The organism is Burkholderia sp. Ac-20392, assembly GCF_017104585.1.
GTDB classification, from domain to species: Bacteria; Pseudomonadota; Gammaproteobacteria; order Burkholderiales; family Burkholderiaceae; genus Burkholderia; species Burkholderia lata.
This window is the reverse complement of sequence record NZ_JAAGPB010000201.1, coordinates 1-14,714: the sequence shown is the minus strand read 5'-3', so window position 1 is coordinate 14,714 and position 14,714 is coordinate 1. Positions and strand designations below refer to the sequence as shown.

At 66.7% G+C, this 14,714-nt stretch carries 14 protein-coding genes and 1 pseudogene; 6 read left to right on the top strand and 9 right to left on the bottom strand.

The window, feature by feature from the left end:
• Positions 1 to 233: 233 nt before the first annotated feature.
• Together G3N99_RS42575 and G3N99_RS42570 are read left to right on the top strand one after the other, a co-directional pair.
• Positions 234 to 436: pseudogene (locus G3N99_RS42575) on the top strand (hypothetical protein); the annotation flags it as partial.
• Between the two features lie 571 nt (positions 437 to 1,007).
• A complete protein-coding gene (locus G3N99_RS42570; RefSeq protein ID WP_346778494.1) occupies positions 1,008 to 2,357 on the top strand; it encodes a YadA-like family protein in 1,350 nt (449 codons plus the stop codon).
• A 121-nt stretch (positions 2,358 to 2,478) separates the two neighbouring features.
• Here the strand turns inward: G3N99_RS42570 and G3N99_RS21345 are convergent, their stop codons facing one another.
• A complete protein-coding gene (locus tag G3N99_RS21345; RefSeq protein ID WP_206123400.1) occupies positions 2,479 to 3,510 on the bottom strand; it encodes an AraC family transcriptional regulator in 1,032 nt (343 codons plus the stop codon).
• A gap of 120 nt (positions 3,511 to 3,630) precedes the next feature.
• Here G3N99_RS21345 and G3N99_RS21340 point away from each other — a divergent pair, with 120 nt between their 5' ends.
• On the top strand, positions 3,631 to 4,707 hold the full coding sequence (locus tag G3N99_RS21340) for an alpha/beta fold hydrolase (protein WP_241011773.1): 1,077 nt from the start codon (positions 3,631 to 3,633) through the stop codon (positions 4,705 to 4,707).
• Positions 4,708 to 4,743: 36 nt separating this feature from the next.
• Here the strand turns inward: G3N99_RS21340 and G3N99_RS21335 are convergent, their stop codons facing one another.
• The 4 genes from G3N99_RS21335 to G3N99_RS21320 all read right to left on the bottom strand — a co-directional run bounded on the left by G3N99_RS21335 (position 4,744) and on the right by G3N99_RS21320 (position 9,411).
• Positions 4,744 to 5,808, bottom strand: a complete 1,065-nt coding sequence (locus G3N99_RS21335) for a porin (RefSeq protein ID WP_241011774.1) — start codon at positions 5,806 to 5,808, stop codon at positions 4,744 to 4,746.
• 238 nt (positions 5,809 to 6,046) lie between these two features.
• A complete protein-coding gene (locus G3N99_RS21330) occupies positions 6,047 to 7,498 on the bottom strand; it encodes an aldehyde dehydrogenase family protein (protein WP_206123399.1) in 1,452 nt (483 codons plus the stop codon).
• 29 nt (positions 7,499 to 7,527) lie between these two features.
• The gene (locus tag G3N99_RS21325; RefSeq protein WP_174945517.1) at positions 7,528 to 8,313 is read right to left on the bottom strand and encodes a class II aldolase/adducin family protein; all 786 of its coding nucleotides are present in this window, start codon (positions 8,311 to 8,313) and stop codon (positions 7,528 to 7,530) included.
• A gap of 141 nt (positions 8,314 to 8,454) precedes the next feature.
• Positions 8,455 to 9,411 carry a LysR family transcriptional regulator gene (locus G3N99_RS21320; protein ID WP_241011772.1) on the bottom strand — a complete coding sequence of 319 codons (957 nt, stop codon included), beginning with the start codon at positions 9,409 to 9,411 and terminating at the stop codon, positions 8,455 to 8,457.
• 211 nt (positions 9,412 to 9,622) lie between these two features.
• On the opposite strand from G3N99_RS21320, the gene G3N99_RS21315 reads away from it, so the two are divergent.
• Positions 9,623 to 11,293, top strand: a complete 1,671-nt coding sequence (locus tag G3N99_RS21315) for a GMC family oxidoreductase N-terminal domain-containing protein (protein ID WP_206123398.1) — start codon at positions 9,623 to 9,625, stop codon at positions 11,291 to 11,293.
• 67 nt (positions 11,294 to 11,360) lie between these two features.
• Positions 11,361 to 12,308 (top strand): MBL fold metallo-hydrolase, encoded by a 948-nt coding sequence (locus G3N99_RS21310; RefSeq protein WP_174934964.1) that lies wholly within the window; start codon positions 11,361 to 11,363, stop codon positions 12,306 to 12,308.
• Positions 12,309 to 12,354: 46 nt separating this feature from the next.
• Here G3N99_RS21310 and G3N99_RS21305 read toward each other — a convergent pair whose 3' ends face one another.
• The 3 genes from G3N99_RS21305 to G3N99_RS21295 form a co-directional block, all read right to left on the bottom strand.
• Complete coding sequence (locus tag G3N99_RS21305; RefSeq protein ID WP_206123397.1) at positions 12,355 to 12,918, bottom strand: DUF924 family protein; 564 nt, start codon at positions 12,916 to 12,918, stop codon at positions 12,355 to 12,357.
• Between the two features lie 85 nt (positions 12,919 to 13,003).
• Positions 13,004 to 13,273 carry a hypothetical protein gene (locus G3N99_RS21300; protein ID WP_174945509.1) on the bottom strand — a complete coding sequence of 90 codons (270 nt, stop codon included), beginning with the start codon at positions 13,271 to 13,273 and terminating at the stop codon, positions 13,004 to 13,006.
• A 25-nt stretch (positions 13,274 to 13,298) separates the two neighbouring features.
• Positions 13,299 to 13,616 (bottom strand): hypothetical protein, encoded by a 318-nt coding sequence (locus G3N99_RS21295; protein WP_206123396.1) that lies wholly within the window; start codon positions 13,614 to 13,616, stop codon positions 13,299 to 13,301.
• A 14-nt stretch (positions 13,617 to 13,630) separates the two neighbouring features.
• Between G3N99_RS21295 and G3N99_RS21290 the strand changes: the two genes are divergently transcribed.
• Complete coding sequence (locus G3N99_RS21290; RefSeq protein WP_206123395.1) at positions 13,631 to 14,077, top strand: hypothetical protein; 447 nt, start codon at positions 13,631 to 13,633, stop codon at positions 14,075 to 14,077.
• Between the two features lie 94 nt (positions 14,078 to 14,171).
• On the opposite strand, the gene G3N99_RS21285 is transcribed toward G3N99_RS21290, so the two are convergent.
• On the bottom strand, positions 14,172 to 14,714 hold a 543-nt coding region (locus G3N99_RS21285; RefSeq protein ID WP_206123394.1), incomplete at its 5' end, for an FAD-dependent oxidoreductase.

The window sequence follows — 14,714 nt, the reverse complement described above, 5'->3', positions numbered from 1 at the left end:
ACGATCAACGGCACCGCATACGACTTCGCCGGCATTGCGCCCGCCTCGACCGTCAGCGTCGGCGCGGCAGGTCGTGAACGCACGATCACCAACGTCGCCGCCGGCCGGCTCGCGGAAAAGAGCACCGGTGGCGTGAACGGCCCCCAGTTGAACGCAACCAACCAGGCACTCGAGGCGGTCAGGCCCAGCCACTCGGCGCGAGCGCAACGGCCGCCCATGCGGGCTCGGTCGCACTGGGCTCGGGCGCCGTAACCGACGCAGCCGTCGGCACGAGCGGTGCGACGATCAACGGCACCGCATACGACTTCGCCGGCATTGCGCCCGCCTCGACCGTCAGCGTCGGCGCGGCAGGTCGTGAACGCACGATCACCAACGTCGCCGCCGGCCGGCTCGCGGAAAAGAGCACCGATGCCGTCAACGGCTCCCAGTTGAACGCAACCAACCAGGCAGTCGCGGCGGTCGGCTCCAGCGTCACGAGCCTGTCGACGTCGACGTCGACGGGCCTCTCCACCACGAACGACGCGCTCGTGTCGTTGTCGACGTCGACCGCCGACAGCCTGCGCGTCGTGGACAGCAACATGGCGTCGCTGTCCACCGGCCTGAGCACGACCGACAACACCGTCGCGTCGCTGTCCACCGCAACGTCGGCCGGGCTGTCGACGACCAACCAGGCACTGGTTTCGCTGTCCACGTCCGCATCGACCGGCATCGACACGCTCGGCCAGAACCTGACGTCGTTGTCGACCGCAACCTCGACCACCGCCGGTTCATTGTCCACCACGATCAGTACAACGAATGACAATCTCGTCTCGTTGTCGACCTCGACGTCGACCGGATTCGTGTCGCTGTCGACCGGCCTGAGCACGACCAACGACACCGTCACGTCGCTGTCGACCTCCACGTCGACCGGGCTGTCGACGACGAACAGCACGCTCGCGTCGTTGTCGACGTCCGCGTCGACGGGCATGAACTCGCTGTCGACCGGCCTCAGCGCGACGGACAGCACGATGACGTCGCTGTCCACGTCCACTTCGTCGGGCCTCGGCTCGCTGTCGACCAGCATCAGCTCGGTCACCGTCAATACGACGAACCTCGGCACCAGCACCGCCGAGGCGCTCGGCGGCGGCGCGACCTACGATCCGGCGACCGGCAAGATCACCGCGCCGTCGTACGTGACGTACAACAACGACGGCACGACGACGACCAACGGCAGCGTGGGCGACGCCATCGACAACCTCAACGCGAAGGGCGCGAAGTACTTCCACGCGAACTCGACCGAAGCCGACAGCCAGGCCACCGGCGCGAACAGCGTCGCCATCGGCCCGAACGCGATCGCCAACCTCGACAACTCGGTGGCGATCGGCCATCGCTCGGTTACCGGCGCCGCCGTCGGCGTGTCGTCGTCGACCATCGGCGACCTGCATTTCGGCGGCTATGCGGGCGCCAACCCGTTCGGCGTGTTCAGCGTCGGCGCCCCCGGCCAGGAACGCCAGATCCAGAACGTCGCGGCCGGCCGCGTGAGCACCGACAGCACCGACGCGATCAACGGCAGCCAGCTGCACGCGACCAACCTGAACGTCGCGTCGCTGTCGACCGGACTCAGCTCGACGAACAGCAACCTCGCATCGTTGTCCACGTCGACGTCGACGAGCATCGGCTCGCTGTCGACCGGCCTGTCGTCGACCAACGAAGCGCTGGGCTCGCTGTCCACGTCCACGTCGACGAGCGTGACGTCGCTGTCCACCGGCCTGTCGACGACCAACGATCGTGTGTCGTCGCTGTCGACCAGCGTGACCAACATCAACACGCAGATCAACAACCTGTCGACGTCGGCATCGCGCAACACGGGCATCACGGCGGACATGAACGGTTCGGGCACCGATGCGCCGACCGTCACGGCCGGCTCCAACTCGGTCGCGATCGGCGCGAAATCGGACGACGGCGGCCGCTCGAACGTCGTATCGGTCGGCAGTGCGGAGCAGCAACGCCAGATCGTCAACGTCGCACCGGGCACGCAGGGCACCGACGCGGTCAACGTGAACCAGCTCACGATGGCGACCGAATCGGCGAACCGCTACACCGACCAGCGGGTCGGCGCGATTCAGCAAGGCGTGAACGACCTTGCTCGCAACGCGTATTCGGGCATCGCGATCGCCGGCGCGCTGGCAGGCATGCCGCAGGTCGATCCGGGCAAGGTGATCTCGGTCGGCGCCGGGTTCGGCAACTACGGCGGCTACACGGCGATCGCGGTCGGCGGCAGCGCGCGGATCGCGCAGAACACCGTGATCAAGCTGGGGGTCGGCACGGTGAACGGCTCGCGCATGATGGTCAACGGCGGCATCGGCCATTCGTGGTGATGCGATGCGGGCCGGCGCTCAGCCTGCCGGCCCGCCTCCACGCGGTCACGAAAAAGCCCGTGAGCATCAGGTTGCTCACGGGCTTTTTCGTATCTGCGATGCCGCGCCGCCGGGACGCGCGCTACGAACCGGCCGCCTCCTGTCGCGACACGCTCGGCGCGACACCCGTCCAGCGCTTGTACGCCTGCGAGAACGACGACATGTCGCTGAATCCCAGTTCCTGCGCAATTTCCTTGATCGACAACCGCCCTTCCGCGATCAGCGCCTGCGCGCGAGTCTTGCGCACCGCGCTCGAAATGTCCCGAAAGCACGCGCCCTCTTCCTGAAGCCGGCGCTTCAACGTGCGCTCGCTGGTGTTGAGCAGCGTCGCGATGTCCTTCAGCTGCGGCGGCCGGTCGAACGGGCGCGTGGCCAGGTACTCGTTCAGGAACGATACGAGATCGACGCGCGTCCGCCTGCGCGTGATCAGCTCGGCACACATGCGCTCGCACATCGCGGCGGTCGCGGCATTCGCCTGCGGCAACGGCCGCTCGAGATGCGCATGTTCGAACGTGAGCGTGCTGGCCGGCTGCCCGTGCCGGATCTTCGCGCCGAGCACCGGCTGCTTCGCGTCGGCGCCGGGGCCTGGGCCGGTGCCATACGCGAGATCGAACGTCGCGAGCTCGAACGCACTGCCGATCACGTCGCGCAGCACGCGGCACGTCGCACCCATCGCGCGTTCGACGAAGAAGCGCTGCACGTTCGCCGCGAGTTCCGGCGACGCGTCGAACTGAATCACGTCGTGCTGCCCGGCCCGGCGGAACGTCATCCCGACGAACGTATAGGTCAGCGCCAGGTAGCGGCCCGCAAGCGCGACCGCGTCCATGCCGGTCGCGCTGCTCAGCAGGCCGTACCCGAGCAACCCGTACGCCGAAAGCTGGTACGACAGGCCGACCTTGAGTCCGACGCCGGCCTCGCCGGCGGTCAGGTCGAGCAGGTTCGACGCCACCGCCAGCTCCTGCGCAGCCAGCACCGTGAAATCCGGGTCGGCGAGCTGCTTCAGCGTGAGCTGCGACCCTTTGAGCAACGCCTGCGGCGCGATCTTGCGGTCGCGACCGAAATCGATCATCAGCAGGACGGAAGCCGGGCTGCGGGCAAAGTTCCAGACATTCATCAGACGCCTCGCGACGTGAGTTGGCCTAGATTCTAAAGCGGTTGGCCTGGCCCAGCATGGATCGCGCGAGCCTGCGCACCGATGATGGATGCCATCGCAACCCGCACGGCGTCGACCACCATGAAGCTCTCCTCGCTGTTTCGCCCTGCCCGCACGCTTCTGCTGGCCGCCGGCCTGTCGAGTGCACCGCTCGCACCGGCACTGGCCGACGATGCCGTTTCGCCCAATTCACCGGAGTCCGCCACCATGCCCAAGACCTACGCAGACCAGCCCGTCTGGCGCGACATGCAGAAATTCCTTCCGACCGACTTCCAGTGGAAGGACGGCCAGCAACCGACGGAAGAATGGTGGTCCTGGCACGGCCATCGCATGCATCTCGACACGTATCGCAACCCGCAGGCACGGGTGAAGGTGATCCTGTTCCATGGCGTGGGCACCAACGGCCGGCAGATGTCGATGATCCTCGGCGAGCAGCTGGCGCGTCGTGGCTACGAAACGATCGCGGTCGACATGCCCGAATACGGGATGACCGAAGTCGCCAAGGGTGCACTGGTCCGCTATGACGACTGGGTGCGCGCGGGCAGCGACCTGATCGATGCGGAGCGCGCGAAGGACGACCGGCCGATCGTGCTCTACGGGCTGAGCGCGGGCGGCATGCTCACGTATCACGTGGCCGCGCTGAACGGCAAGGTCAAGGGCATCGTCGGCATGACCTTCCTCGATCAACGCCTGCAGCAGGTGCGCGACGAAACCGCGCGCAGCGTGTTCATGAGCCGCGTCGGCGGCCCGATGATGCATCTCACCGCGATGACCCCGCTGAAATCGATGCGGGTGCCGATGACGCTTGCCAGCAAGATGTCCGCGCTCGTCAACGACCCGGATGCACTGAAGGTGTGGCTGTCCGATCGCACCTCCGCCGGCAACGCGATGACGATGGCGTTCCTCGATTCCTACATGTCGTACCGACCGGCAGTCGAGCCGGAGGATTTCGCCGTGTGCCCGATCCTGCTCACGCAACCGGCCGCGGATCGCTGGACGCCGCTGCACCTGAGCGAACCGTTCCTGCAGCGCGTGCGCAAAGTGCCGGTGAAGGTCGTCACGCTGGACAACGCGGGCCACTATCCACTCGAACAGCCGGGCTTGTCGCAGATGGTCGATGCGATCGATGCGTTCTATCGCGAGGTGACGACGAAATGAATGCCGTCCACCGGCACGATGCCGGCCGCGGATCGCCTAGAACACCGTTCGAACGCCGACCCGCAACACGCCCTGCCGCGCGCCCGACGACGCGGTGAACGTGCCGCACACCGACGCGATCACGTCCTCGCCGCCGCTCGCCTGCTGATACACGGCGCTCATGTAGACGTCGGTTTTCTTCGACAGCAGGTAGTCGAGCGTGATGCCGGCCTGGTTCGAATGATTGCCGGTCAGTTGCCGGTTGCCCTTCGCATAAAGATAGTTTGCATACGCGAAGAAATCCGGCGCAAACCGGTACAGCCCGCCGATTTCGTAGGTGTCGACATGTGCGCCCGTCAGCGTGTTGTGCGTATTCACGTACAGCGCATCGAGCGCGAAGTCGCCGAATGCATAGCGTCCGCCCGCGCCCGCATTGCGGATGCCCAGGCGCCCGTTGTCGATCCCTTCCTCCTTCGAATACGTGTACGCCGCGTCCAGCCGCAACGGCCCGTTGTCGTAAGAAACCCCGAAGCTCGACAGGTTGTTGCTGCCGGTCTGCCCGGCGATATTGCTGAAGCCGAACATCGCGCCGAACCGGAACCCGCCGTAATACGCAGACGTGAACTTGACCGCGTTCGGCGTCGCCCCTCCCCCCGCGATGCGCGTGTAGTCGAAGGTGCCGAGCGCCGCGCCCAGTTTCGAGAACGGGCCGCCCGGCAGCTGGTACAGGCTGACATAGGAAATCTCGTGCCCCCAGCGATGCAGCGACAGGTTGTCGAACATGTAGTCGAACTGCCTGCCGAGCGTCACGGTGCCGTAGGGCGTGACGATGCCGACGTAGGACTCGCGCCCGGACAGCGCGCCGCCGCGCACCGTGCCGCTGTTGATGTCGGGCTGCGACGCCATGAAGACGAGCGCCTGGAACCCGCCGCCGAGATCCTCGACCGTGCGGATCCCGAGCAGGTTGGGCGCCTGGATGCCGGACATCGTCTGAACCAGCGACTTGCCGCCCGAATTGCTCACGTACGAGATGCCGTTGTCGACCAGACCGAACAGCGTCACCGAACTCTGCGCGTGCACGTGGCACGACACCATCGCCAGCGCGACGGCCATTGCCTTCATTCTCACGAATACTGTCTCCAAACCGTCAGGGTTCGACGCGCCGGTCGCTTACGGATTTCCCGTACGCCGGCCCGTCATTTTTATTAGGAAAGCTATTTAATTGATGCGTGCGGGAGGTGTATTCCCGACTTGATACGTCGTCGCGGGCTGCGTTACCCGATTGTTATTGATGGATCGCGCCCGGCATCGCCGGCCGAAACCGTCCATGACGGGAACGGCGGGCGGCAAGTCATGCGTGTCACAGCATCACGTTGATGACTTTCTTCTCGACGTAGCTGTACATCTCCTCGATCCCCTCTTCCCGGTCGACGCCGCTGTTCTTGAAGCCGCCCCACGGCACGCCGAGGAAGTGCGTGTTGCTGCCGTTGACGAACACGCTGCCCGCACGGATGCGACGCGCGGTGTTGAGCGCCTGCCGGATGTCGTTGGTCCAGATCGCGGCCGAGAGCCCGTATTCCGTGTCGTTGGCCATCGCGACCACTTCATCGACATCGCGCCATCGCGCGACCGACAGAATCGGGCCGAAGACTTCCTCGCGCCACAGCCGCATCCCGGGCGTGACATCGGCATAGACGGTCGGCTCGACCCAGAAGCCTTTTTCGAACGCGCGCCCGGGCGGGCGGCGGCCGCCCGTCATCAGCCGCGCACCGTGCGTCTGCGCCGGATCGAGAAAGCTCATCACGTGGTCGTAGCTCTTGCGCGAATTGATCGGGCCCATGCCCGTGTCGGGCGACATCGGATCGCCGACGCGAATCGCGGCCACGCGCTCGACGACACGCGCGAGCACGTCGTCATAAATGTCGTCGTGCACCAGCAGCCGTGAATTGGATCCGCACGACTGGCCCTGCCACGAGAAATTCATCCCGCGCACCGCACTTTCGGCCGCAGCATCCGGGTCCGCGTCCGGAAACACGATCATCGGATTCTTGCCGCCCAGCTCGAGCGTCACGTGCTTGACGCCCACTTCCGCCGCGCTGCGCTGGATCGCCTGCCCGGTCGCCACGGACCCGATCAGCGCGAGACGCTTCACGTCCGGATGGCGCACCAGCGCATCGCCGACTTCCGCACCCGTGCCGTTGACGATGTTGAATACGCCGGCCGGCAAGGTCTCGCGCGCGACCTCGCCGAGCACGAGCACGGACAGCGGCGACGTTTCGGGCGGCTTCACCACCACCGTGTTGCCGGTCACGAGCGCGGATGCGGTACGCGCCGCGGAGAACATCGCCGGATGATTGAACGCGGCGATCCGGCCGACGACGCCATACGGCTCGTACACGGTCATGTGCAGGTTCCGGCCGGTGGCCGGGATCGTTTCGCCGTGCAGCCCGTGCACGAGCCCCGCGTAATAGCGCAGGCTGCGCACCGTCTCGTGCATGCTTGCGAGCGTCGGCACGTAGGTGTTGCCCGAATCGAGCACCTCGATGCGCGACAACGCCTCCGCGCGTTCGAGCAAGCGCTCGCCAAACCCGCGCAGCAGCTCGCCGCGCTCCTCGCCGGTGCGCTCGGCCCACGCCGGCCACGCGCGCTGCGCCGCATCCACGGCCCGCGCGACGTCCTGGCGCGAACCGACCGGCGCGCGGCCGATCACTGCCTCGGTCGCCGGGTTGATCGACGCCGCCCACTCGCCGGTCTCGCTGTCGACCAGTTCGCCGTCGATCAGCAAACGGCCGGTTATCAACTGCTCGTCCATACTCGTCTCCTCGATGATTCCAGCGCCGGTCAGCGCATGTCGCCGTGCTGCACGCGCTGCTTCCACAGCGCCCACGGGCGCTCGACCTGCGTTTCGATGTTTGCGCACGCGGTCGCGGCTTCCTGCTCGCTGAGATAGACCACGTCGCCCAGTTGCAGCGCCTCGATCTGCATGCGCGCATTGACTTCCGCATAGACCGCGCGATACACGGCCTGCTTGAGCGTCGGCGCCACCACGGTCGAACCGTGGCCGCGCATCAGCACGAACGCCGCACGGCCGAGCCGCTGCGCCAGCGCCGCGCCGAGCGCGTTGTCGCGCACGAGCAGATCGGTCGCGTCGCCGGCGGTATCGCGAATCTCGAACACGGGCGTACCCGCGCCGAGAAATCCGCTCATGTGGCACACGGGCCGCAACGGCGTGCGTTTCGTCACGCTGAACGGCAGCACGGTCGGCGAATGGCTGTGCACGATCGCGTGCACGTCCGGACGCGCCTTGTAGATCTCGCCGTGGATGAAGCGCTCCAGATAGACGGCGCGCCCGCCGGCATTGACCGGCACGCCGTCCAGCGTGAATTCGACGATGTCGTCGATGCCGACGGTACCCGGCGCCATGTTGCGCGCCAGCAGGAAGCGTTGCGGATCCTTGTCGTGACGAACGCTGGCATGGCCGAAGGCATCGACGATGCCCTGGTCGAACAGGATGCGGTTCGCGCAGACGAGATCCTCGACGAGCGCGGGGTCCGGCGCATCGGCGGGACGTCCGGCATCGTCCGCATACGCGGCGGCGCCGCCGGACTGAAGATGAAGAGTACACATGGGTCGGCCTGTTTTCGGGTTGACTGGCAGTGCGCACGACCGCATCGCGTCTCGATGCGGACCGTCAAGCACCCGGCCAGCTTAGAACCGGGCCGACCATAGGTCTATTAGCTATTGATCGCCAAACAGATAGCCCATCGACTATGAATTCGGGATGCCCGCCGCCGCGCCGGGCGACGCGGAATCGACGATGAATTGCACGAGCTCGGCCTGGAACGCCGAAAAGCGCTTGTCGTCGCGATGCACGAGATAGATCGGCACCTTCATCGACAGATCGGGGCGATCGAGCACGACCAGCTCGCGCCGCTCGACCTCCGCGCGCACCGCCGACGCGAACATGAAGCTCACGCCGAGGTTCTCGCGCACCACGTGTTTCATCGCTTCAGGATGCCCAAGCTCCATCACGACCTTGCGCTGCTCGAGGCCGCGCTCGCGCAGCAGCGCCTCTTCGAGCTCACGGCGCGGCTGGTTGCGCGGCGTGCTCACGAACGGCACGCGGCGCAGGTCGAGCTCGCTGGCCGGCTGCGCGGCCCACGGGCTCGATGCGCCGCATACGAGCAGCAGCTCGTCCTCCCACACGGGAATGGTCGTCAGCCCGTCGAGATCCTGATTGGCGGCGATCAGGATGACCGCGAAATCGCAGCCGCCGACGCGCGTCGCATCGACGGCCGCCTGCGGCGTCAGGATCTGCACGGTCACAAGCCCGTCGGGCTGCCGCCGGTGGAACTCGGCAAACAGCGGCGGCAACGCGTACGAGCCGATCGACATCGACGTCGCGACCGCCGCGTTGCCCATTTCGCCCTGCTCGAGACCGGCGAGTTCGCGCTCGACCTCGCGCGTGCGCGTGATGACTTCGGTTGCCCATCGATAGATGCGCTCGCCGGCTTCCGTGAGCGCGATGTTGCGGCCGGCGCGCTTCACGAGCGCATAGCCGAGCCGCTTCTCCATGCTGCGCACATGCGCGGTCACGACCGGCTGCGCGATGCACAGCCGGTCGGCCGCGCGCGTGACGCTGCCGAGCTCGACCACCGTGCAGAACACCTCGAGCTTCTGAAAAGTGAGATACGAATCGAATCCGCGCACAGTCCCCTCGCCCATAGCCATCCGGGTATCGGATGGCACCGTAATACGTATTGGAAGATATGTTTCAGGTTACGCACAATCGAATGAACCCACAACCGAGAGGCCTGCGTTCAGGCCCACCTGGAGACATCATGGTTCGTTCGACGCCTGTTCCGGCCGGTCGCCGCGCCCCGCGTTCGCGGGTCGCGCCGGCCTGCCCTGCTGCCCGGCACCGCGAGGTGCGGCAATGAAAACCGATACGTACGACTACGTGATCGTCGGCGCCGGCTCCGCCGGTTGCGCACTCGCCTACCGGCTCGGCGAGGATCCGAACCTCCGCATCCTCGTGATCGAGGCCGGCGAACAGGATCGCTCGCCGTACATCAAGGTGCCGCTGACGTGGGGCCAGATTCTGAAGAACCGGCTGTTCGACTGGGGCTATTTCACCGAGCCGGAAGCCGGCATGGACGGCCGCCGGATCGAGTGCGCGCGCGGCAAGGTGGTGGGCGGCTCGTCGTCGATCAACGGCATGGCCTACGCACGCGGCGCGCGGGAAGATTACGAAGGCTGGGCCGACGAATTCGGCCTGACCGACTGGTCCTATGATGCGGTGCTGCCGTACTTCAGGCGCTCCGAATCCTGGGAGCGCGGCGAATCGGCGTTGCGCGGCGGTCGCGGCCCGCTGACCGTGATCAGGCTCGACTATCGCGACCCGTTGGTCGGCGGCTTTCTCGACGCGACGCGCGCCTGCGGCTATCCGGAAAACGACGACTACAACGGCGTATCCGTCGAAGGCTTCGGGCCGATGCAGGCCACGATCCGCAACGGCCTGCGCTGCAGCGCCGCGGTCGCCTATCTGCGCCCGGCGCTCGCGCGCGGCAATGTCACGCTGGTGACCGGGGCCCTCGCGAAACGGATCGTGCTCGATACCGACAGGGGCACGCCGCGCGCCATCGCGATCGAGTATCGCCGTGGCGAGTCCGACTACCGCGCCGATGCGCGCCGCGAAGTCATCCTCTGCGGCGGCGTGATCAATTCGCCGCAACTGCTGATGCTCTCCGGCATCGGTGCGGCCGACAGCCTGCGCACGCACGGCATCGCGTCGAAAGTCGAATTGCCCGGCGTGGGCGCCAACCTGCATGACCACATCGTGTTCGACCTGCGCTGGAGCCGCAAGGAACCGGGGCCCCTGCACCGGATGATGCGCGCCGACCGCATCGCGTTCGACGTCGCGCGCACGCTTGCGGGCGGCAACGGCTTCTCGGGCGCGATCCCCGCCGCCGCGCTCGGGCTGGTCCGCAGCCAGCCGCACCTGCCGCTGCCGGACGTGCAGCTGATCCTCGCGGCCGGCGCGATGAACGCCGCGCCGTACTTCGAGCCGTTCAAGCACGCGTATGCCGATTCGTTCGCGATCAAGGGCATTTTCCTCACGCCCGAAAGTCGCGGCCGCGTGTCGCTGAAGTCGGCCGATCCGGCCCAGCACGCGCGGATCGAACAAAACTTCCTCGCCACCGAGCACGATCGCATCGCAGCGCGCGAGATGTTCCGGCGCATGCGGGAAATCGGCGCGCAGGCCGGACTGCGCCCGTTCATCGACGCAGAGATCGCGCCGGGCCCGCAGGTCCAGAGCGACGCAGACGTCGACGCCTTCATTCGCCGCATCGCGATCACCCTTCATCACCCGGTCGGCACGTGCCGCATGGGTCGCGACGACGATCCGGCGGCCGTGGTCGATCCGCAGATGCGCGTGCGCGGCGTAGCCGGATTGCGGGTGGTCGACGGCTCGGCGATCCCGCGCATCATCCGCGGGCCGACCAACGCGCTGATCATGACGATGGCCGAACGCGCGGCGGATTTCATGACCGGGAAAGCCGTGCCCGTGCCGCAGGCGAAGGTTCGCGCCACGGCGCCGATGTAGACCGTCGTGCGCGGGGCAGCACACCACGCCCCGCTTCGATTCATTCCAACTCATTCAGGAGACACCGATGACCCATTCCTGCGGGCATGCGCATTGCCATGCGCACATCACGAATGCCGAGCCGCATGCCTTCTCCCTCGCGCTGGGCAACGTCGAAATCATCCGGCTGTACGACACGACGCTGCTCGGCGAAACCGCGCAGAGCTGGCTGCCGGACTTCGACCGCGCACGCGTGGCGGAACACGAGCACTGGCTCGCGCCGACGCACTACGATCCCGAAAGCGGCCGCATCCCGATGCCCGTGCACAGCTGGATCGTGCGCACCGGCCGGCATACGGTGTTGATCGACAGTTGTATCGGCAACCACAAGGAGCGGCCCGGTTTGCCGGAAATGCACCGGCTGTCGACGCGCTATCTCGACCGGATGCGCGCGCTCGGCATCCAGCCCGAGGAAATCGACTACGTGATGTGCAGCCACCTGCACGCCGATCACGTCGGCTGGAACACGCAGCTCGTCAACGGCGTCTGGGTGCCGACCTTTCCGAACGCGCGTTACGTGATCTCGCAGGTCGAGCACGATCACCTGGTCCGTGCGATCCGGGGCGAAGGCCCCGCTGGCCCTGCGTGGTTCAGCCCGATGTACAACGACAGCGTACTGCCCGTGATCGAGGCCGGCCAGGCCACGATGTTCGACGATACCTACGAGCTCGACGACACGTTCCTGATCCGCCACGCACCGGGCCATTCTCCCGGACACGTGCGCATCGAACTGACGTCGCAGGGCTCGCGCGGCGTGTTCAGCGGCGACATGCTGCACTCGCCGATCCAGATCCCGTTCTGGCAATGGAGCAGCAAGGTCTGCGACGACCGCCCGCTCGCCGCAAAGAGCCGCTTCGACCTGCTCGCGCATTGCGTCGAGCACGGTGCACTGCTGCTGCCCGGTCATTTCGAGGCGCCGCACGCAGGGCATATCGTCGATACGGCCGGCTCGTTCGGCATCGAGTTCCTGCGCTGACGCACGCATGGCCGCCGCGCCGGCCATGTTGCGCAAACGGCTGCGCTCATCCGGCGAACCCGCCTTCCGCGAGAAAACGCGCCTCGTCGCGCGTCGTCTCGCGGCCGAGCAGCAGGTTGCGATGCGGAAAACGGCCGAAGCGCGCGACGATATCCCGATGTCGCCTCGCGTGCGACAGCCACGGCTGGCCGAGCCTGCCATTCAGTTCGACCGAAATCCGCTGGTCGTCGAGGTCTTCCGAATGCGCGAACGGCAGGCAGAAAAACAGGCGCAGCGGCCGCTCGACCTGCGCCATCTGGCCGTGCTCATAGGCATGCGTCGCGAACTGCCGCGCCAGCGCGTCGGTTGCGTACATCTGCGCGGTGCCGCGAAACGCATTGCGCGGAAACTGGTCGGTGAGCAACAGCAGCGCGAGCGTTCCGTATGGCGTCGACAGCCAGCCATCCAGCTCGCGCCTTGCAGCGGCCAGATGCGTGTCGAGAAAACGCTCGCGAAAGCGGCGATCGAAATCGGGATGCTTCGCGAACCATTGCGCAGGCCCCGCATCGCGCCAGAACGCAACGACGTCCCGGGCCGGCGGCGCAGCATGCAAAGGCGTATCGCGCTTCATGGGAAATGGATCGGTGACGGACGGAAACAAACAGGTCGACGACGACGGACGCGCAATCGTGCGCGGCGCGTCGTCGCCTTTCGGATCAGGCGCGCTGAAGCAGCAGCGCGGCAGCCACGGCAAGCGCGGCCGGCACGCCGAATACGATCACGAGGATCGGCAGTTCTTCACGTACGCCGTAGCCGGCCCGCTGCACGCCGATCCACAGATTGACCAGCGACAGACCGAGCCAGACCGGCACGAACGCCTTCGCGGCGAACGCGAGCGAGGTCGCCTGGGCGCCCCACAACTGCCCGAACAACACGAACACGGCCAGCAACAGAACACCGGCGACGATCGTCCAGAGCGTATGCATCATGTTCTCCTGTCACGCGAACGGCTCACGCCTGTCCGATGTCGAGTCGCGCAATCCGGCCTTCGCCGTCGATGTGAAACCGGAAGTACGTGCGAAACGTGCCCCAGCGGTCCGAATGAAACTGGCCGTAGACGTCGAGGCCGTCGTTCTCGGCGCGCTCGATCGACGTGAAGCGCTCGGACCCGATCGCGTCCCGGTTGAACGCGTGCAGGTCGCGTGGCTGGCCGTCGTCGTACAGCGTCGCACCCGGTGCGAACAGTGCGGCCCAGCCGGCGCCGTCGCCTTGCTGCAACGCGTCGATCGCGCGCCGGACGACAGGATGATGAAGCGTGTCGGTCTTCATGTTGCAGATCCTCGATGGCTTTGAAGGAAGAAGAAAGCGGCGGTACGGTTCCGTTGCGTTTTCCGATCCGCCCCGCGCGCATGCCCGGCTGCGGCAGATCCGGCAGCGCGCTCACGCGGTTTCGGCAGCGCTCAGCCGAACGCCGCGACGCACTGAATCACCCCGACAACCAGGAAGCGGCGATCGGCGTCGACATGACACTTCGGATGGCTATGCAGATAGGGAAGTCGATCGAGTGTAGCCGAGCGGCCGCGATGGAAGAAACGGGTGCCGCAGAGATGAACTATCCACGATTCACTAACAATCCGATTGCCGAACGTCCCCGCGTCGGCGTGACCGGCTTGCGCGACGCCGGGCGTCGTCAATCATCGGATGAAAGTCGGTCGACGGCTGTAGCGCGTGTCGACTTCTGGAGATGCATCGGACGGCGTCGCGCCGACCGAGGTCAAGGAAAGAACTGAATCTCCCGCCGCCCGTCCGGCGGGACATGCACGGAGCCGCACCGATATCCGTATCGCCTATCGGTGCGGCCCGCTGTGCCGCGCGTGCTACGCGTCAGACGTGCAACGCATGTCCGAGCGCGCGCAGCGCGGCTTCCTGCAGTGCTTCGCCGAGCGTCGGGTGCGCATGGATCGTGCCGCCGATGTCCTCCAGCCGCGCGCCCATCTCCAGCGACTGCGAGAACGCCGCGGCCAGCTCCGACACGCCGCGCCCGACCGCCTGCCAGCCGACGATCAGGTGGTTGTCGCGCCGCGCGACGACGCGCACGAAGCCGTCGGTCGCCTGCAGCGTCATCGCGCGCCCGTTCGCCGCGAACGGGAACGACGCGCTCACGCAATCGACATCGGCCGCACGCGCGTCGTCCGGCGACCAGCCGGCCGTGACGATCTCCGGATCGGTAAAGCACACGGCCGGGATCGACGCGGGCATGAACTTGCGGCGCTTGCCGGCGATCAGCTCGGCCACCATCTCGCCCTGCGCCATCGCACGATGCGCGAGCATCGGCTCGCCGGCCACGTCGCCGATCGCCCAGACGTTGCGCATCGAGGTCCGGCATTCGTCGTCGATCCACAGCGCGCGACCGTTGCGGTCGAGCGG